Origin of the sequence: Streptomyces sp. NPDC051452 (assembly GCF_044454765.1) — a bacterium.
Taxonomy (GTDB): domain Bacteria; phylum Actinomycetota; class Actinomycetes; order Streptomycetales; family Streptomycetaceae; genus Streptomyces.
Map to the genome: position 1 here is coordinate 148,819 of NZ_JBITEB010000003.1, position 16,780 is coordinate 165,598.

13 protein-coding genes are annotated in these 16,780 nt (G+C 69.2%); 9 read left to right on the forward strand and 4 right to left on the reverse strand.

What is annotated here, in order from left to right; genetic code table 11:
* Positions 1–61: 61 nt before the first annotated feature.
* Positions 62–1,372, reverse strand: a complete 1,311-nt coding sequence (locus tag ACIBA9_RS10060; RefSeq protein ID WP_399362087.1) for an SGNH/GDSL hydrolase family protein — start codon at positions 1,370–1,372, stop codon at positions 62–64.
* 276 nt (positions 1,373–1,648) lie between these two features.
* On the opposite strand from ACIBA9_RS10060, the gene ACIBA9_RS10065 reads away from it, so the two are divergent.
* Positions 1,649–3,043: a DUF445 domain-containing protein gene (locus tag ACIBA9_RS10065; protein ID WP_399361468.1), complete on the forward strand. Its 1,395-nt coding sequence runs from the start codon at positions 1,649–1,651 to the stop codon at positions 3,041–3,043.
* Between the two features lie 150 nt (positions 3,044–3,193).
* Positions 3,194–4,756, forward strand: a complete 1,563-nt coding sequence (locus tag ACIBA9_RS10070) for an MFS transporter (protein WP_399361470.1) — start codon at positions 3,194–3,196, stop codon at positions 4,754–4,756.
* Positions 4,757–4,804: 48 nt separating this feature from the next.
* On the opposite strand, the gene ACIBA9_RS10075 is transcribed toward ACIBA9_RS10070, so the two are convergent.
* Positions 4,805–5,287 (reverse strand): DUF2269 family protein, encoded by a 483-nt coding sequence (locus ACIBA9_RS10075; protein WP_399361472.1) that lies wholly within the window; start codon positions 5,285–5,287, stop codon positions 4,805–4,807.
* Positions 5,288–5,431: 144 nt separating this feature from the next.
* On the opposite strand from ACIBA9_RS10075, the gene ACIBA9_RS10080 reads away from it, so the two are divergent.
* Complete coding sequence (locus ACIBA9_RS10080; protein ID WP_399361474.1) at positions 5,432–6,382, forward strand: GlxA family transcriptional regulator; 951 nt, start codon at positions 5,432–5,434, stop codon at positions 6,380–6,382.
* 128 nt (positions 6,383–6,510) lie between these two features.
* Here ACIBA9_RS10080 and ACIBA9_RS10085 read toward each other — a convergent pair whose 3' ends face one another.
* Positions 6,511–6,813, reverse strand: coding sequence for a hypothetical protein (locus ACIBA9_RS10085; RefSeq protein WP_362154472.1), 303 nt, complete (start codon positions 6,811–6,813; stop codon positions 6,511–6,513).
* A 280-nt stretch (positions 6,814–7,093) separates the two neighbouring features.
* On the opposite strand from ACIBA9_RS10085, the gene ACIBA9_RS10090 reads away from it, so the two are divergent.
* From ACIBA9_RS10090 to ACIBA9_RS10115, 6 genes are all read left to right on the forward strand, one after another.
* Positions 7,094–7,579, forward strand: coding sequence for a DUF2267 domain-containing protein (locus tag ACIBA9_RS10090; RefSeq protein WP_393899497.1), 486 nt, complete (start codon positions 7,094–7,096; stop codon positions 7,577–7,579).
* A gap of 226 nt (positions 7,580–7,805) precedes the next feature.
* A complete protein-coding gene (locus tag ACIBA9_RS10095; protein ID WP_399361477.1) occupies positions 7,806–9,332 on the forward strand; it encodes an ATP-binding protein in 1,527 nt (508 codons plus the stop codon).
* Positions 9,333–9,421: 89 nt separating this feature from the next.
* Positions 9,422–10,360, forward strand: a complete 939-nt coding sequence (locus ACIBA9_RS10100; protein ID WP_399361479.1) for a PD-(D/E)XK motif protein — start codon at positions 9,422–9,424, stop codon at positions 10,358–10,360.
* A gap of 57 nt (positions 10,361–10,417) precedes the next feature.
* The gene (locus tag ACIBA9_RS10105) at positions 10,418–13,396 is read left to right on the forward strand and encodes a Z1 domain-containing protein (RefSeq protein WP_399361481.1); all 2,979 of its coding nucleotides are present in this window, start codon (positions 10,418–10,420) and stop codon (positions 13,394–13,396) included.
* Positions 13,397–13,528: 132 nt separating this feature from the next.
* Positions 13,529–14,569, forward strand: a complete 1,041-nt coding sequence (locus ACIBA9_RS10110; protein WP_399361482.1) for a DNA cytosine methyltransferase — start codon at positions 13,529–13,531, stop codon at positions 14,567–14,569.
* Between the two features lie 43 nt (positions 14,570–14,612).
* Positions 14,613–15,827 (forward strand): DNA cytosine methyltransferase, encoded by a 1,215-nt coding sequence (locus tag ACIBA9_RS10115; RefSeq protein WP_399361484.1) that lies wholly within the window; start codon positions 14,613–14,615, stop codon positions 15,825–15,827.
* A gap of 19 nt (positions 15,828–15,846) precedes the next feature.
* Here ACIBA9_RS10115 and ACIBA9_RS10120 read toward each other — a convergent pair whose 3' ends face one another.
* A complete protein-coding gene (locus tag ACIBA9_RS10120; RefSeq protein WP_399362088.1) occupies positions 15,847–16,773 on the reverse strand; it encodes a DUF6339 family protein in 927 nt (308 codons plus the stop codon).
* Positions 16,774–16,780: the final 7 nt, after the last annotated feature.

The window sequence follows — 16,780 nt, forward strand, 5'->3', positions numbered from 1 at the left end:
GGTCAGTATTCCTGGCCGCCGGGCGGGGAGGGGAGCCGCCCCGGCGGCCGTCTCGCCCCGACTACAGCTGCGCCTGGCCCGCGCCCGCCAGTACGCGCAGGTCGAACGTCTCGGCCATCTTGGCGAAACCCGAGTCGCTGGGGTGCAGATGGTCGCCGGAGTCGTACTCGGGGCGCAGTCGGCGTGGGTCGTAGGGGTCGCGCAGGGCCTGGTCGAAGTCGACGACGGCGTCGAACACCCCGCCGTCCCGGATCTCCGCGTTGACCTGCCGGCGTACCGCCTCGCGGGCCGGGCTCCAGCCGCGGCGGCCCTCGAAGGGCATCAGGGTGGCGCCGACGACCCTGAGGCCGTGGGCGTGGGCCTGGCGGACGAGGGTGCGCAGACCGCCGGTGATGCGGTCGGGGTCGGCCAGGCCGGGGTTGCGCAGGATGTCGTTGATGCCGAGGTCGATGACGACGACCTCGACGTTGGTGCGGGAGAGCGCGTCGCGCCCGAAGCGGTCGAGGCCGCTCTGGCTCTCGGGGGGCCGGCCGAGGCCGTCGGTGAGGAGCTGGTTGCCGCTGATGCCCTCGTTGACGACGCTGTAGCGCGGCAGTTGACGCCCGCTCGCCAGGGCGGTGCGCAGCCGGCCGGTGAGGATGTCCGGCCAGCGGTGGTTGGCGCCGACGGTGGAGGTGACGCCGTCGGTGAGGGAGTCCCCGAAGGCGACGACGGTTCCGTCGGCCTCGTTGCTGAGGACGTCCAGGGCCGTCAGATAGCGCCAGTACGGGGTCTGTTGGGTGTAGGGGATGCCGGTGGCGTCCTCGGTGCGGTCGCCGACGGCGACGTAGGAGATCTGCCGGGCGCGCGGGTGGTAGGTGACCGGGCCGGACGGGGTGGGGGAGTAGGTGGTGACCAGGATGTCGCTGTCGCGCGGAATGACCACGCGCACGGCGTCGCTGACGATCAGACGGCCGGCGGGTATGACGGCGCGGGGGCTGCCGTCGAAGGTGAGGCGCCGCATGGTGTCCGAGTCGGCGGCCGCGGTGCCGTCGCCCGTGGAGAGGGCGAGGGAGGCGTGGGTGATGGTCAGCGGGGACTGGCCGTAGAGGTTGGACAGGGTGATGCGGGCACTCGTTCCGCCGATGCCGGCGTGGACGACGTTGCGGACCGAACGGCCCGCCATGCCGTCGGCCTCGGTGCCCGGTTCGCCGCCGACGGGGGCGGTGGCCCAGGAGCCGACCCAGCTGCCGGTGGAGACGGGGGCGGCGGAGGAGCCGTGGTGGGGGCGGTTGTCGGCGATGGTGCCGCGGGGGGTGCCGTCGTCGGCGGCCACGGTGACGTAGAGGGCGGCGGACAGTGCGAGGACGAGTGCGGCGAGCGCGGCCGCCATGGCACCGTGTCGCGCGGGGGACGTATCCGCGCCGTCATGACGCTTGGTCACGCTTGTGTTGTTCTCCTCAAGAGATGGGAGCCTGGGGCTCCGATCAGATGAATCCATGATGGGTCATGGGTCGGGAGGGTTTGACTTGGGCCCCGGTCCGGCCGGGGTCTGACAGGGCCCTGCCCAAAAACCCCCTTCCATGCAGACGCCGGGAACTTCCGTTGCGTTCCCGGAGTCGGTCGGGAAGGGACAATTGTGTGCGGGATCACCGAACGGGTGGAGCTGATGGAACCTACCGAGACGGGAACACCGAAGGCCGCGGCCGGGACGTCCGGGCCGGGAGCGGCCGGGGGGGCGAGGCGTGCGCCGGGGGCGGCCGGTGTCGGCGGTGGCGGGCGGGGGGCGTCGTACCGGACCATGACCGCCTTCACCCCGGCCGACGAGGAGCGCCAGGCCGGAGTGCGGCGCATGAAGCTCACGGCCGCCGGGCTGCTGCTGTTCGTGGCGGTGGTGTACGTCCTGGCCAAGCTGGCCTCGCACGAGGGGGCCGGCGCCTGGGCGGAGTATGTGGCGGCGGCCGCCGAGGCGGGCATGGTGGGCGCGCTCGCGGACTGGTTCGCGGTCACGGCGCTGTTCCGGCACCCGCTGGGGCTGCCCATCCCGCACACCGCGATCATCCCCACCAAGAAGGACCAGCTGGGCGTCTCCCTGGGCGAGTTCGTCGGGGAGAACTTCCTCTCCCAGGACGTCGTACGGCAGCGGCTGCGCGCGGTCGGCATCGGTAGCCGGCTCGGTGCCTGGCTGGCGGAGCCGGAGCACGCGGACCGGGTGACGGCGGAGCTGGCGACCGCGCTGCGGGGCGCGCTGACGGTCCTGCGGGACTCCGATGTGCAGGCGGTCGTCGGCGAGGCGATCACCCGGCGGGCCGACGCGCAGGAGATCGCGCCCGGTATCGGCAAGATGCTGGAGAGGGTCGTCGCCGACGGCGGGCACAAGCGGGTGGTGGACCTGGTGGTGGTTCGCGCGCACGACTGGCTGGTGCTGCACCGGGGTGACGTGATGGTGGCGGTGGAGGGCGGGGCGCCCGGCTGGACCCCGCGTTTCGTGGACAAGCGGGTCGGCGAGCGGGTCTACAAGGAGTTGCTGCGCTTCGTCACCGAGATGCGGGACATGCCCTCCCATCCGGCGCGTGGCGCGCTGGACCGGTTCCTCACCGACTTCGCCTCCGATCTTCAGTCCGACACGGACACCCGGGCGCGGGTGGAGCGGCTCAAGGGTGAGGTGCTGGGCCGGGGGGAGGTGCAGGACCTGATCGCGTCCGCCTGGACGGCCGTACGGGGCATGATCGTGGCGGCGGCGGAGGACGAGCACAGCGAGCTGCGCAGGCGGGTGCGGGCGGCGCTGCTGTCCCTGGGCGCGCGGATGGCGAGCGAGCCGAAGGTGCAGGACAAGGTCGACAGCTGGGTGGAGGGCGCGGCGGTGCATGTCGTGACGACGTACCGCAGGGAGATCACCTCGCTGATCACCGACACGGTGGCGGGCTGGGACGCCGAGCACACCACTCGCAAGATCGAGGCGCACATCGGCCGTGACCTGCAGTTCATCCGGATCAACGGCACGGTGGTGGGCTCGCTGGCGGGACTGTTGATCTACGCGGTGTCGCGGGCGCTCGGGGCGTGACCGGCGGGCCGGTGTGGTCGGCGGGGTGGGTGGGGTCGGCGGTCTCGTGTGACGCGGGGTTTCGGGCGTGGCCTGAATTCGCAGGACAGGGGCACCCGTCTTGCCGTCCCCCCGCCCATGAGGGGGCGTCCTTCGAGGAGGAGGGAGCCCATGACCGCAGCCGAGGCACCGTCGCCGGAGACCGGCCGGACCATCACCACGAACATCCCCGCCCGGCTCGACCGTCTGCCCTGGTCCCGCTGGCACTGGACGATCGTGATCGGCCTGGGCACCGTGTGGATCCTCGACGGCCTGGAAGTCACGGTCGTCGGAAACATCGCGAGCCGGCTGTCCGAGCCGGGCAGTGGTCTGTCGATCTCCTCCGGGCAGATCACCGGTGTCGCGGCCGCGCTGTATGTGGCGGGCGCGTGCATCGGTGCCCTGTTCTGGGGCCGTCTGACCGACCGCTTCGGCCGCAAGAAGCTCTTCATGATCACCCTGGTGGTCTATCTGGCGGCCACGGCGCTGACGGCCGTGTCGTGGGAGGCCTGGTGGTTCTTCCTGTTCCGCTTCCTGACCGGCTTCGGCATCGGCGGTGAGTACGCGGCGATCAACTCCGCGATCGACGAGCTGATTCCGGCGGACTACCGCGGCCGGGTGGACCTGATCATCAACGGCAGCTTCTGGCTCGGCGCGGTCGGCGGCTCGCTGCTGTCGATCGTGGCGCTGAACACCAACCTGCTGGCCGCGAACGTCGGCTGGCGGCTGACCTTCGCGCTGGGCGCCGTACTGGCCCTGGTGATCCTGCTCGTACGACGGCATGTCCCGGAGAGTCCACGCTGGCTGCTGATCCACGGCAGGGACCGGGAGGCGGAGGAGATCGTCACCGACATCGAGCGGCGGATCGAGGAGGAGAAGGGCGAACGGCTGCGGGAGCCGGAGGGTGAGCTGGAGATCCACCAGCGCAAGAGCGTGTCCTTCATGGAGATCGCGCGCACGGTCTTCGGCCAGTACCGCAAGCGCGCGGTGCTCGGGTTCTCCCTCTTCATCGGCCAGGCGTTCCTCTACAACGCGATCACCTTCGGTTTCGGCGCCATCCTGACCAAGTTCTACAACGTGCCGTCCGACCACACCGGCTACTACTTCGCGGTGATCGCGGTCGGCAACTTCTTCGGGCCGCTGCTGCTGGGCAAGCTGTTCGACACGGTGGGCCGGCGCGTGATGATCTCGTCGACGTATCTGCTGTCCGGTCTGCTGCTGTTCGGCACGGCCTGGCTGTTCGGTCGCGGTTCGCTCAGCGCGACCACGCTGACCGCCTGCTGGTGCGTGGTGCTGTTCTTCGCCTCGGCGGGTGCGTCCAGCGCCTATCTGACGGTGTCGGAGATCTTCCCGATGGAGACGCGGGCGATGTCCATCGCGTTCTTCTACGCCCTCGGTACCGCGGCCGGCGGCATCAGCGGTCCGCTGCTGTTCGCCGACCTGACGAGCACGGGCAAGGTCGCCGACACGGTCCTCGCCTTCTCGATCGGCGCGGCCCTGATGTGTGCGGCGGGCCTGGTCGCGGCGTTCCTCGCGGTACGTGCCGAGCGCCGTTCCCTGGAGGACATCGCCCGCCCGCTGACGGCGGCGGCGAGCCGGGCCAAGGCGGTGACGCAGAAGGCCAGGCCGTCCCGCCCGGCCTCGGGCTCGGGCCCCCAGGGGCCGTCGGTGCCTCCGGCGGCGAGCACCCCCTGACCGGCGCGGACGGGGGCCCGCCGGGCCCGGGGGAGTGGACCGTGACGGTCAGGCGCCGGTCGTCGAGCCCGGCCGGACGATCATCAGGACCGTCACGGTGGCCCACAACAGGTTGAACACCCCGGTGAACATCGCGAGCCGCGCGGTCTGCCGTGCCGTACCGCCGGCCTCCACGAGCGCGGTCTGCCGTGCCGTACCGCCGCCCTCCACGAGCGCGCTCTGGGCCGGCAGCACCAGCGCGCCCAGGACGAGGACGGCGAGGGCCGTCAGCGCGATGGAGGCGATCAGCCAGGCGTCGCCGAGCACGCCCATCCGGCTCGCGGTGGCGAACCCGAAGACCGGTACGACGACGCCGACGACGGCGTAGACCCGGCAGATCCGGTGCAGCAGTCGAAGGGTCCCGCCGGGATCGGCGCCGTCCCCGGCGAGGGCTCGGCGGGCGGCGGGCGGGAACATGCTCGCGGCGACGGTCACGGGTCCGACGGCGACGATCGCGGCGAGGACGTGGACGGCGAGGAGAAACTTGGTCACGGCGGCGACGGTAGGGGGAGGCCGGAGCCCGGAGAAGTGGCGGGAGTGCCAGGGGTCGACGGATTCCCGCCAGTGCCTACCCAGCCCCTGGTTCTCGCCGGCCCTCGCCGGTTGGCGGATGGGGCTGCCGCCTACGATCCCGGCATGCACACCGTGGTCGTCCTGGCGCTGGACGGGGTCATCCCCTTCGACCTGTCCGTCCCGATCGACACCTTCGGCCGGGCGCGACTGCCCGATGGCCGGGTGCCGTACCGGGTGCGGGTGTGCGCGGTGCGGGAGGAGGTGAGCGCGGGCGCCTTCACGGTACGGGCGCCCTACGGCCTGGACGCGCTCGCCGAGGCCGACACCATCATCCTGCCGGGAGTGGCGGAACCACCGGAGGTGCTGCCGCCCGGCGTCGCGGAGACGCTGCGCGCGGCGGCGGCGAGGGGCACGCGCATCGCGTCGATCTGCGTGGGCGCGTTCCTGCTCGCGGCCACGGGCCTGCTCGACGGCCTGCGTGCGACGACCCACTGGATCGCGGCCCCGGACCTGGCCGCGCGCTACCCGGAGGTGACCGTGGACCCGAACGTGCTGTACGTCGACAACGGCCGGTTCCTCACCTCGGCGGGCGCGGCGGCGGCGATGGACATGTGCCTGCACATGATCCGCAACGATCTCGGCTCGGCGGTCGCGGCGCACGCGGCGCGGATGTCGGTGATGCCGCTGGAACGGGAGGGCGGGCAGGCGCAGTTCATCGTCCACGAGCTGCCTCCGGCCCCGGCCGGCGCGACCCTGGAGCCGCTGCTGCACTGGCTGGAGGAGCACTGCGACCGGGAGCTGACCGTGGAGGAGGTGGCGGCGCGGGCGGGCATGAGCACGCGCACCCTCAACCGCCGATTCCGCGAGCAGACCGGTACGACGCCGGTGCGGTGGCTGCACCGGGCGCGGGTGCGGCGGGCGCAGCATCTGCTGGAGACCACGTCCCACCCCGTCGAGCGCATCGCCGTACAGGCCGGTTTCGGCTCGCCCACGGCCTTCCGGGAACGCTTCCGCAAGGTGGTGGGGACGAGTCCGCAGGCCTACCGAAGGACGTTCCGGGCGGCGGCGGGCTGAGCGGAACGGTGGACGAGCGCGGGCGACACGGCGCGCTCCGCTGTGTCAGCCCTGTCGCCGGCTCCGTGATGTCGGCTCCGTGATGTCGGCTCTGTGATGTCGGCTCTGTGACGGCAGCCTCTGTGATGTCAGCTCTGTCGGTCGGCGACGGCCCAGGAGGCCAGGGCGACGGCGCCGGCGACGCCGAGGACGGACGGCCAGGCGCCGACCTTCTTGGCGAGGGGGTGGGACCCGGCGAACGCGGCCACGTAGGCGGCGGTCAGCGCGCCCGCGGCCTTGCCGCCCGCCCGCGCGCGCCACTGCTGTGCCGCCGCGGCTCCGGCGACGGCCAGGACGGCCCCGCCCAGCGGCCGCTTCTTCGTCCAGCGTGCGACGCCGTAGCCGCCGACGAGTCCGGCAGCGGCGACAGCCGCACTGGGAACCCTGGCCATGAGTACCTCCTGTATGCCTATTGCCCGTACTGCCCCGGTATCGACCCGAGGTCTGCCCTGAGGCTAACCCGCGGGCGGTGAGGCCGGTCGAACCTGAGTCGAGGCTTGTCAGGTTTCCACTGGACGGGTGGCGTCGCACACCGCACACGGGCACGGGTCGCCCCACGGACGCCATCACGCCACATGCCGCACATTGGCCGAACTACCGCCCATGCGCGCCGCATTACGGGGTACCGGGCTTTTCGGTGTCCCGAAGTGTTCTGGAGGAGGAACCCGCGCGATGACCGTGACGACCCCGCAGCCGATGAGAACCATCCCCGCCTCGCCCACGCCCCTGCGTCCCTGTGTCCAGACCGTGGCCGAGGACGCCGGCTGGCTGCAGCTGACGGACGCGGTGCGCGAGGCGGGCCAGTACGCGACGAGCGCCGAGGCCGAGCGGGTCACCCGTATCGTCCTGTCGGCTCTGGGCGGCCATGTGACCGGCGACGAGCGGGTGGCCCTGGCCCAGGCGCTCCCTCGGGAGGCCGGCCGGATGATCGCGTCCCAGATCCCGGCGCCCCAGCCGCTGCCGGCCCGCGAGTTCGTCGAGTCGGTGGCGGCCCGCATCGAGGGCTCGACGCCGGCGACGGCCCGCTGGGACGTCAGCTCGGTCCTGAGCGTGCTCTCGGCCCACCTGGGCGAGCCCCTGACGACCCGAGTCCTGACCCAACTCCCCCCGGGCTACGCCCTCCTCTTCGGCCGAGCCCAACTGTCCCCGGCAGCCTGACCCTCCGCCACTCCCTCCCCCCTCGGGCGCCGCACGACTTCGCTGCGGCGCCCGTCCGCATTCGAGACAGCACCCGCTCCCCTCTGCAGGACCGGCGCCGAATCCAGGCTGTGACTCCGTCTGCCGGTCAGCGAATCTGCCTTCCCGGTCGACTGGGACCACCCCCTCGGCGCATGATGACGACGTCCGTCGACGTCTGAGCGGGTGTTGATCGAAAAGGCAGGTCATGGTCAGGGAGTGGCAGTTCGAGGTCCCCATCGCCGGCAGCAAGCGACTGCCCCCCGACGCGCGGTACATGGAAGCGCTCAGCAGCCAGGGATACGGCTTCGAGGCGGCTATCGCCGACCTGGTCGACAACTCCATCGACGCCGGTGCCGGAAACGTCGTCGTTCATTTCCTACGGGATGGCGACCGACTGGTCTCCTTGGTGGTCGTCGACGACGGCAAGGGCATGGACGACGCCGACCTGGACGTGGCCATGACGGTGGGTGGGCGCCGCGGATACGACAAAGGGTCCCTCGGGATGTTCGGCACCGGATTGAAGTCCGCCTCGTTGAGTCACGCCGACTCCGTGACCGTGGTGACCCGCACCAAGCGAACTCGTCCGGTGGGCCGACGCTGGCTGATGGAGCACGCCGGCCAGGGGTTCGAGTGCGACATCATCGATCCGGTCTACGCCCAGGACTTCATCGACTTCTACCAGGGGCGCCCGATCGGCTTTCAGGGGACCATCGTGCGATGGGACGGCGTCAAGGACTTCCCGAAGCACGGTGGGGGAGGCCAGACGGACCGGTACCTGCACCGCACGGTCAACAAACTGGGACTGCACCTGGGACTGTTTCTCCATCGCTTCCTGGCCCGGGACGACTTCCACATCACCATCTCCGTCCAGGACGTCCGGACCGGTATCGAGTACGCCAACTACGGGGTGGAGTCACTTGATCCGTTCGGATACCCGGTCTCGGGCGACGCGGAGTATCCGAGCACGTTCGTTGCCGAGATCCCCGCCCTCGGACCGATAGGCCTCCGTGGCCATATCTGGCCCGCGCGATCCTCCCTCGACGAGTACAAGGCCTTCGGAGCGGTCATCGAACGGGAGGGGTTCTACTTCTACCGGAACGACAGGCTCGTGCAGGCCGGCGGTTGGAACAACTACCGGCAGCCGGAACAGCACCTGGCTCTGGCTCGTGTGGCCGTGGAGCTCCCCGACGATCCCGCAGGCGAGGTCTTTCGGTTGACCGTCAAGAAGGAGGGAGTGCAAGCCTCCCCCGACTTCACGACCGCCGTCGAGAACGCCAAGGACGAGCACGGACGCACGTTCGGGACCTATCTGGCAGATGCCGAACGAGCCTATCGAGAGGCGAGGAAGCGCGCCGGAGTCACGCGCAAGGCCGCGATCCCGCCCGGGCGCGGTATGGATCCGCAGGTGCGGCAGGTCATCGAGGAGGAGCTTCCCCTGCTCGACGAGGAACCATTGCAGTTCCGCTGGCAGAGGCTTCCCAACGACCGGTTCTTCGAGATCGATCAGGAAGCCAACGTGCTTCTTCTCAACCAGCGCTACCGCGCAGCGTTGCTCGGTGGCCGCAACGGCACGTTGAACGACGCGCCCATGGTCAAGTCGCTCGTGTATCTGCTGATGCAGGACGCCTTTCAACGTGAACGCATGGGCAGCCGCCTGAAGGACAACATCGAACTCTGGCAGTCCGTCCTGGTCGCCGCCGCACGCGCGGAACTCGATCGGGTGGCCGATTGATGGGAACCGGGACGGACGGATTCGAGGATGGCCCGGTCGGGGTCGGCCCGGCACCCAGCGCACCCGCCATCGAGCTCCCTTGGACCACGGTGGAGCACTACCTGGGACGCGGCCTGGGGGCCGGCTACCGCCTCTCGGCCGCCGGTGATCCCCTGGTCTCGTACGAGATTTCGGACGGGGGGCGGGGCATCGCCCTTCACGTCGAACTCGACGGACGTCACCACGCCCCGCGTTCCCCGCTGTCTGCGGTCCGTATCGACCGCGTACTCCACGAGGGCCGGCGGATGGCACGCCTCACGACCTCCGAACCGGAGCTGATCCGCGACTTCCACGACCTGTTGTTGACCGTTGCCGATCGCATCGTCGTCGGTGGTCAGGACTTGTCACGGGCTTTCGACGACACGGTCCACGGCTGGAGCGCGTTGCTCGGAAGACCGCGCGGGTTGTCCCTCGAGCGGCGTCTGGGCTTGCACGGCGAACTCGCCGTCCTCGTGCGAGTGGCCGAGACCATGGGGTGGAAAGCGGCACTGGACGCCTGGGTGGGGCCGATCCGGGAAGAGCACGACTTCGCCTTGGGTCCGGCCGACCTCGAGGTCAAGACAACGTCCTCGGAGCGCCGCAGGCACACCATTCACGGCCTCGGGCAACTCACGGCGACGCCGGGGAGACCGCTCTGGTTCGCCTCCTATCGCCTGACCCGTGGCGGGGCCGGAGGGCGCACGCTGCCGGAGTCGGTGAAAGCCGTGCGTGACGCGGCCGCCGCCGAGAGCATCGCCTTGGGTGCGCGCCTGGACCGCATGCTGCATGCGGCCGGTTGGGACGCCGAACAACCGGACGACGAGCGATGGACGCCGCGGGACAGCCCGCTCGTTCTGCGTGCCCTCTCGATGCCTCGTCTCACTTCCGGCGATCTGCCCGACGGCGTGACCGGACGGATCGACAAGGTGGTCTACGTGGTCGATGTCACGGGACTGCCGGCCGCCGAGGGGCCGCCGATCGTCGACCTTTCCGATCTGCCGCTTCCCTGACCCGACCGACCCGACCTCCCCGCCGCTCGACGCCCCTCCCGGTACCCGAGGAAGAACATGACCAGCAGCCCCAACGAGGACCTTCTCCTGCAGTTGCTCACCGCAGCGCTGTCGGACATGGGCAACAGCCGTCCCAAGAGATTCGAGCGTGCACTCGCCTACCAGGCGGAGAGCCTCTCTCCGGCAGCCGAGGAACTCGCCCACGAAGACCTCGTCCGCGGGGCGCTGGAGAAGTGCAATGCAACGCACCCGTTGGTCGAGGTGTGGCGCAGGAAACTGACCGACTGGGACTTCGTCCAAGGCCCGATGTGGTCGCAGAACGCGGAGCGAACCCAGTCGCGCCGCGACGACGTCTACGGTCTGCTCGGCCTGACCGAGGGAATGCGCAAGCTGCTCGACGACCTCGTTCCGGTCTCCCGGGCCGAGGGGCCGGTCGTCATCAGCGACGACTTCATCCCCTGGTACACGCCGCAGTCGGTGCAGGGGCGCGCCTGGTACTGGCCCGCCTACCGCTCCTACCTGGAGGCAAAGGGGTGGTCCTCGGAGGCCGTGGCCGGCCTCGACGTCTCCACCGACGCGGTGGTCGAGCGATTGGCCGATCCGACGCAGCCGGCGGTGTACCAGTCGAAGGGCCTGGTCGTCGGGTACGTGCAATCGGGGAAGACCGCCAACTTCGCCGGTGTGATCGCCAAGGCGGTCGACGCCGGATACCGCCTGATCATCGTCCTCGGTGGCACCCTCAACATGTTGCGCGCACAGACGCAGCGGCGCCTCGACATGGAGTTGGTGGGTCGGGAGAACATCCTGCGGGGAGCGAGCGAATACGAGTCCGACTACGCCAACGACCCCGCATGGATTCAGGGGAGGTTCACGAGTTTCGGTGACCTTCCCTCGGCCCGTGGTGCGGTCGACGTCGTGCGGCTCACCACTCGAGATGACGACTACAAGAGCCTGCTGCAGGGGATCACGGCACTCGAATTCGAGAAGCAGGAGCCCGCCCTGCCGCTATACGATCCCCGCAATCTGCATCGGTCCAAGGCGCGACTCATGGTCGTCAAAAAACACAAGACGGTCCTGGCCAGGCTCGTCAAGGACCTGAAGAAGATCAAGACGCCGCTGTCCGAGATCCCGGTCCTGATTGTCGACGACGAGTCCGACGAGGCGTCGGTCAACACGTCCAACCTCGCCAAGCCCGACGCAGAGCGCAGTGCCATCAACCTCAAGATCTCGGAGCTGCTGCAATTGCTCCCACGTGCCCAGTACGTGGGGTACACGGCCACTCCGTACGCCAATGTATTCGTCGATCCCAGCAACGCAGAGGAAATCTTCCCCAAGGACTTCATCGTCTCCCTGCCGCGTCCCGACGGATACATGGGAGCCCGCGACTTCCACGACCTCGACTCGCCGATTCCGGAGGAGGAGCGAAACTTCGCGAACTCCAACGAACTCGCGCACGTGCGCAACATCTCTGTGCACGAGGGAAACGGTGACGACGACTTCTGTCTTCAGCAGGCCATGGACATGTTCGTCCTGACGGCGGCCATGAAGCTTTACCGGGAAGATCGAGGTGGTCTGGGGGATCGTTATTTTCAGCACCATACGATGCTGATCCACGAATCCGTTCGCACCGAGGTCCACCGCGAGCTACTGGGCAAGGTGACCGGGATGTGGTGGAACTCCGGGTACATGGGGCCCGACGGCCACCGGCGCCTGCGCGATCTTTTCGAGAGTGACCTGGCTCCCGTGTCGGCCGTCCGTGCGGAGGGGCAGGCCGTCCCCGCCTCGTACGACGAACTCGCCCCCTACGTGGGGCCTGCCGTCACTCGTATCGGTGGTGACGACAACCCCATCATCGTCGTCAATGGCGACAAGGATATCGAGACCGGGGAGGCGGACTTCGACAAGCGCTCCATCTGGAAGATACTTATCGGCGGTCAGAAACTCGCGCGTGGATTCACCGTGGAAGGACTGACGGTTTCCTATTTCCGGCGCCGAGCGGGGAACGCGTCCACGCTCATGCAGATGGGACGTTGGTTCGGGTTCCGCGAGGGGTATCGGGACCTGGTGCGTCTGTTCCTCGGCCGTGCCGAAATCGTGGGGTCCAAGGAAATCGACCTCTATGCCGCATTCGAGGCGATCTGTCTGGACGAGGAGCTTTTCCGTACGGAGTTGGCTCAGTACGCGACGATGATCGACGGTAGTCCGCAGGTCACCCCGGACCAGGTGCCGCCTCTCGTCTCCCAGCACCTGCCGTGGCTGAGACCGACCAGCCCGAACAAGATGTACAACGCGCGTCTGGTCGAACTCCGGTCTCCCGGTCAGTGGCAGGAGCCCACCGCCTATCCCGTCAGAGCGGCCGATCTCCGACACAACACCAATCTCTGGACGCCTGTCCTGGAGGCGTTGTCCCCCAGGGTCGAATCGCTCGCCTACCATTTCCCGCCCGAGGGCGACCGCGGGGCCGTCACGCACCGCTTCGACGCACTCGTCGGAAGTCTCACGCCGGGAGATTTCCTGGACTTGGTCCGTGCCGTGCGGTGGGGAGCGCCGTCGCAGTTCGCGCCGCATCTCGCCTATCTCACCGAGATCAACGCCGCCGGCTCCTCTGACATCGACGACTGGCTCGTGATCGCACCACAACACACGAAGCGCGGTCAGCGTCTGATCCTGGGTGGCGAGGAGCGTTCGTTCGCCTGGTTCGGCCGCGAGCGAAGGCGCGATCCCCTATTCGGTGCCATCAGCGAGCCCAAGCATCGAGCGGTTCCGCACCGCATCGCGGGGAGTCTCGTCGATTCGGGCGACCGGAACACCGAAGGTCTGGTGGCACCCCGCAGAGGGGTCGTCGTCGTGTATCCGGTGGTGGAGCCGCAGCACCGAACCGAGGCACTGCAGGCCGGTCGACTCGCGCCGGAGAGGATCACCATGGTCTTCTCCTTCGTGGCGCCCTCCACCGCTCGTCGTGCCGATGGGCGGGTGCTGCGCTTCACGACGATCGACTCCGCCCGGGAGGGGCAGGCGATCATCGATGCCCAATGAGCGAAACGTCCGTGGTCGGACGCGACCGACCGATATCCTCGATCACGGAAATCCACCGGCCGGCCCGGTGCCGAGCGGAGCGTTCCTCGGCCGGGGTGACGGGACGGTGACACCAGCATGGTCGGGGGAGACGTGTCGCTCACTGTCGAGCGTGGCGCTGCGCCGAGACCGGGCCGTCTCACCTCCCTGGAGGTCTGCGCCGGAGCGGGAGGACTGGCGCTTGGTCTGGAGGAGGCGGGGTTCGATCCGGTACTGCTTCTGGACAATCGGTCGGTCGCGTGTGAGACGTTGCGCGCCAACCGTCCCGGCTGGGATGTCCGGGAAACGGACCTCGCCGACTTCGACCCGGCGGACGATCGTCAGGTGTACGACGTCCAATTGCTCTCCGGGGGCCTGCCTCGTGTGAAGTCCCCCGCGGCCAACGCTCGTACCCGAGGCGACGATGCGGAGCTGGCCGTATTGAGGGCAGCCGTCGACCTGGTCTACGGCGTCCAGCCGTGCGCGATCCTCCTGGAGAACGTGCCGGATCTGATCAAAAAGGATGAATACCAACCTATTCGCACGTTCGTGGAGGAAGAGCTCGATCACCTCGGCTACGGGATTCGGTGGCACGTGCTGAACGCCAAGGACTTCGGTGTGCCGCAGACCCGCGAGGTCGGCTTTCTCGTCGCCTTCAAGGACGGCTTGATCGATCGATTCGAGTGGCCCGAGCCGGAACCGGGCCCGCCCCCGACCGTGGGCGAGACGCTGCGGGAGTCCATGGCCGCCCGAGGGTGGCCCGATGCGGCCAGGTGGGCGGCTCAAGCCGATGTGGTCGCACCCACGATCGTCGGTGGCTCCTGGGATCGTGGCGGGGCCGATCTCGGTCCGACCGGGGCCAAGCGCAAATGGGAGCGGATCGGGGTGGACGGCGTGACCGTGGCGGACCGGGTGCCGGGCGCCGAGTTCCGCTGGGACCCGGCCGCCGGACGCAGCGGACGCGTCCCGCTCACCGTCGAGCAGGTGGCGCTGATCCAGGGGTTTCCGCCTCGGTGGCGCATCGCGGGGCGCAAGACGGCACGGTTCCGGCAAGTGGGCAACGCCACACCCCCGCCACTCGCTCGCGCGGTGGGCGAGGCGATCGCGTCGACCCTGCCGGCCGGCGGAGCATCGTGGCCGCGGCGACGGTCGTGAAGGTCGAGTCGGCGTGGTGCCCGGGCCGATAGACTTCCCCACCATGACCAGCGCACCGCCCGACGAACCACAAAGAGGGCCTTTCCGTATCGTCGACCTCTTCGCGGGCCCCGGTGGGTTGGATCTGGCGGCTGAAGTCCTGGGCATTCCGTCGATCGGAATCGAATGGGACGACGACGCCGTCGCCACTCGTCTGGCCGCGGGATTGGAGACCGTGCACGGCGATGTGCGGCTCTTCGGGCCCGACCATCCCGACTTCGAGGATTGCAACGTGCTGGCGGGAGGGCCTCCTTGCCAGACGTTCTCCATTGCCGGAAGCGGCTCCGGGCGTAAGGCGTTCGATCTCGTCACGGGGTTCATCCACCGCACGCACGCGTGGTACGAACGGGAGAGGGCGGGGGAGAAGGGCGAGACCTGGGAGGACATCCAGCGCGAGCTGGACAAGCTCGACGACGAGCGCACCGGATTGGTCCTACAACCGCTTCGGTGGATCTTCGAGGCGATGCTCCGGCCTCGCCACGGACAGGACGAGTCGCGTCCGTTCGACGTCATCGTCCTGGAACAGGTTCCCTCCGTCATCGAAGTCTGGCACGAGTACGAGAAGGTACTGCGGGCCGTTGGGTATCACGCCAAGGCGAAGGTCTTCCACACGGAGCAGTACGGGGTTCCGCAGACACGTAGGCGCGCGGTACTCATCGCCCGGCGCGGCCCGCTACCCGAGCACTTCCTTCTCCCGACGCACCAGCAGTACCGCAAGGACGCCCCGGCCACCGACACCCTCTTCGGCGGGCGCGAGCCGTGGGTCTCCATGGCGGCGGCCCTCGGGCGGGTGTACGAAGGCGTGGGCGTGGAGAAGGCGAAGCGACGCACCAGGCCGTTCTGCGTCGTCTCCAACTACGGGAGCGGTGGCGATCCCAAGGCCCGAGGCCGCCGAGAGTCGGACAAGCCGTCCGCGACCATCACCGGCAAGTGGAAGCGCAACCGGATCGTGGGACTCGACGCTCGCGAGACGGAGATGGATCGCCTGAGCAACGAGGAAGCCGGCGTCTTCCAGAGCTTCCCCTACCGCTATCCCTGGCGGGGCAACGACCAGGCGCAGCAGATCGGGAACGCCGTACCGCCGCGGTTCGGCGTGCACGTCCTGAGCGCCGCCCTCGAACTCGGCGTTCCCGGTGAGTCCGCATGGGAGAAGTTGCTGCGGTGGCGACCGGCGGAGCCCGCAGACACCTGCACCGGCGAGGTCGACGACTCCGTGTGAGGCGCTGCCGCAGGCTTCGCTAGGCCATCCAGGGCGGCAGGTCCTTCTCCAGGCTGACGCCCTGTCGCTGCACGGGCAGGCTGGGTTCAGGGCTGGGTTCGCTCGGGTGTGTACGGCCGCGACGGCGGAGCGGCGCCTCGGCCAGGAGTTTGTCGAAGAGGGGAACGAGAGCCTCGACGGACGCTTGCGGGACCCGGCCGTCGTCCGGTCCCTCCGGCAGGCGCTCCCAATGAACGGGCGGCGCCTCCTCCGACTCCGTGATCCAGTCGTGGAGTTCGTCGTACAGCCGGGGTGCGTCGGGCGCCAAGACGTCGTAGACCAGGGTGCTGCCGGCGGCATTCACCGCGGAGGACAGTGCGTTCACGTGGTCTCCGGGGCGTGCTGCACGCGTCGAGAAGAGCCGCTCGAAAACGCGTACCAGGGCCTGTGCGGTCGGTCGGTGATCGATGACATCCAGGCGCAGCGTGGTGTTGAGGACGTCCTGGGTCGTGCACGCGACCCGCACCGGCCCGTAGTCGGGTCCGTCGCGGAAGAGTTCGGCGGCCCACCACAGGCGGGAGAAGCACTGCGTGTAGTGGGGGCCGCAGAACCGTGAACTCTGTGCCACCTCCGCCTGCTTGTGGCGCCAGACCACGTAGTCGGGAGCGACGAGCATGGCCAGATGATTCCAGAGCCTGCCGTCTGCGGCCTCGGCGCGCGTCATCCGGAGGGTGGCGTGAAGACGCGGCGCCAGCCAACCGTCGGCACTGCTGCGGTTGTCGTCGAAGCGTGTCATCGCTTGTTCGACGAGCTCTCGGATCGGCGGGGTGCGCCACCGGACGGCCTCTGTGTCGCGAAGTGGCGTGCTCGCCTTGCGAAGGGCCACCTGCGGGGGGTTCTCCCGGCCCGACTGCATGCCACGGCTCAGATACTTGGCCACGGCCGTGTCGGGCAGCAAACCGAGCACCTGTGGG

Coding starts and splice junctions, on each gene's coding strand:
- ACIBA9_RS10090 (WP_393899497.1), top strand. CDS start 7,094: ATGACCGTGACGACCCCGCAGCCGATGAGAACCATCCCCGCCTCGCCC.
- ACIBA9_RS10095 (WP_399361477.1), top strand. CDS start 7,806: ATGGTCAGGGAGTGGCAGTTCGAGGTCCCCATCGCCGGCAGCAAGCGA.
- ACIBA9_RS10080 (WP_399361474.1), top strand. CDS start 5,432: ATGCACACCGTGGTCGTCCTGGCGCTGGACGGGGTCATCCCCTTCGAC.
- ACIBA9_RS10070 (WP_399361470.1), top strand. CDS start 3,194: ATGACCGCAGCCGAGGCACCGTCGCCGGAGACCGGCCGGACCATCACC.
- ACIBA9_RS10060 (WP_399362087.1), bottom strand. CDS start 1,372: ATGGCGGCCGCGCTCGCCGCACTCGTCCTCGCACTGTCCGCCGCCCTC.
- ACIBA9_RS10085 (WP_362154472.1), bottom strand. CDS start 6,813: ATGGCCAGGGTTCCCAGTGCGGCTGTCGCCGCTGCCGGACTCGTCGGC.
- ACIBA9_RS10105 (WP_399361481.1), top strand. CDS start 10,418: ATGACCAGCAGCCCCAACGAGGACCTTCTCCTGCAGTTGCTCACCGCA.
- ACIBA9_RS10115 (WP_399361484.1), top strand. CDS start 14,613: ATGACCAGCGCACCGCCCGACGAACCACAAAGAGGGCCTTTCCGTATC.
- ACIBA9_RS10065 (WP_399361468.1), top strand. CDS start 1,649: ATGGAACCTACCGAGACGGGAACACCGAAGGCCGCGGCCGGGACGTCC.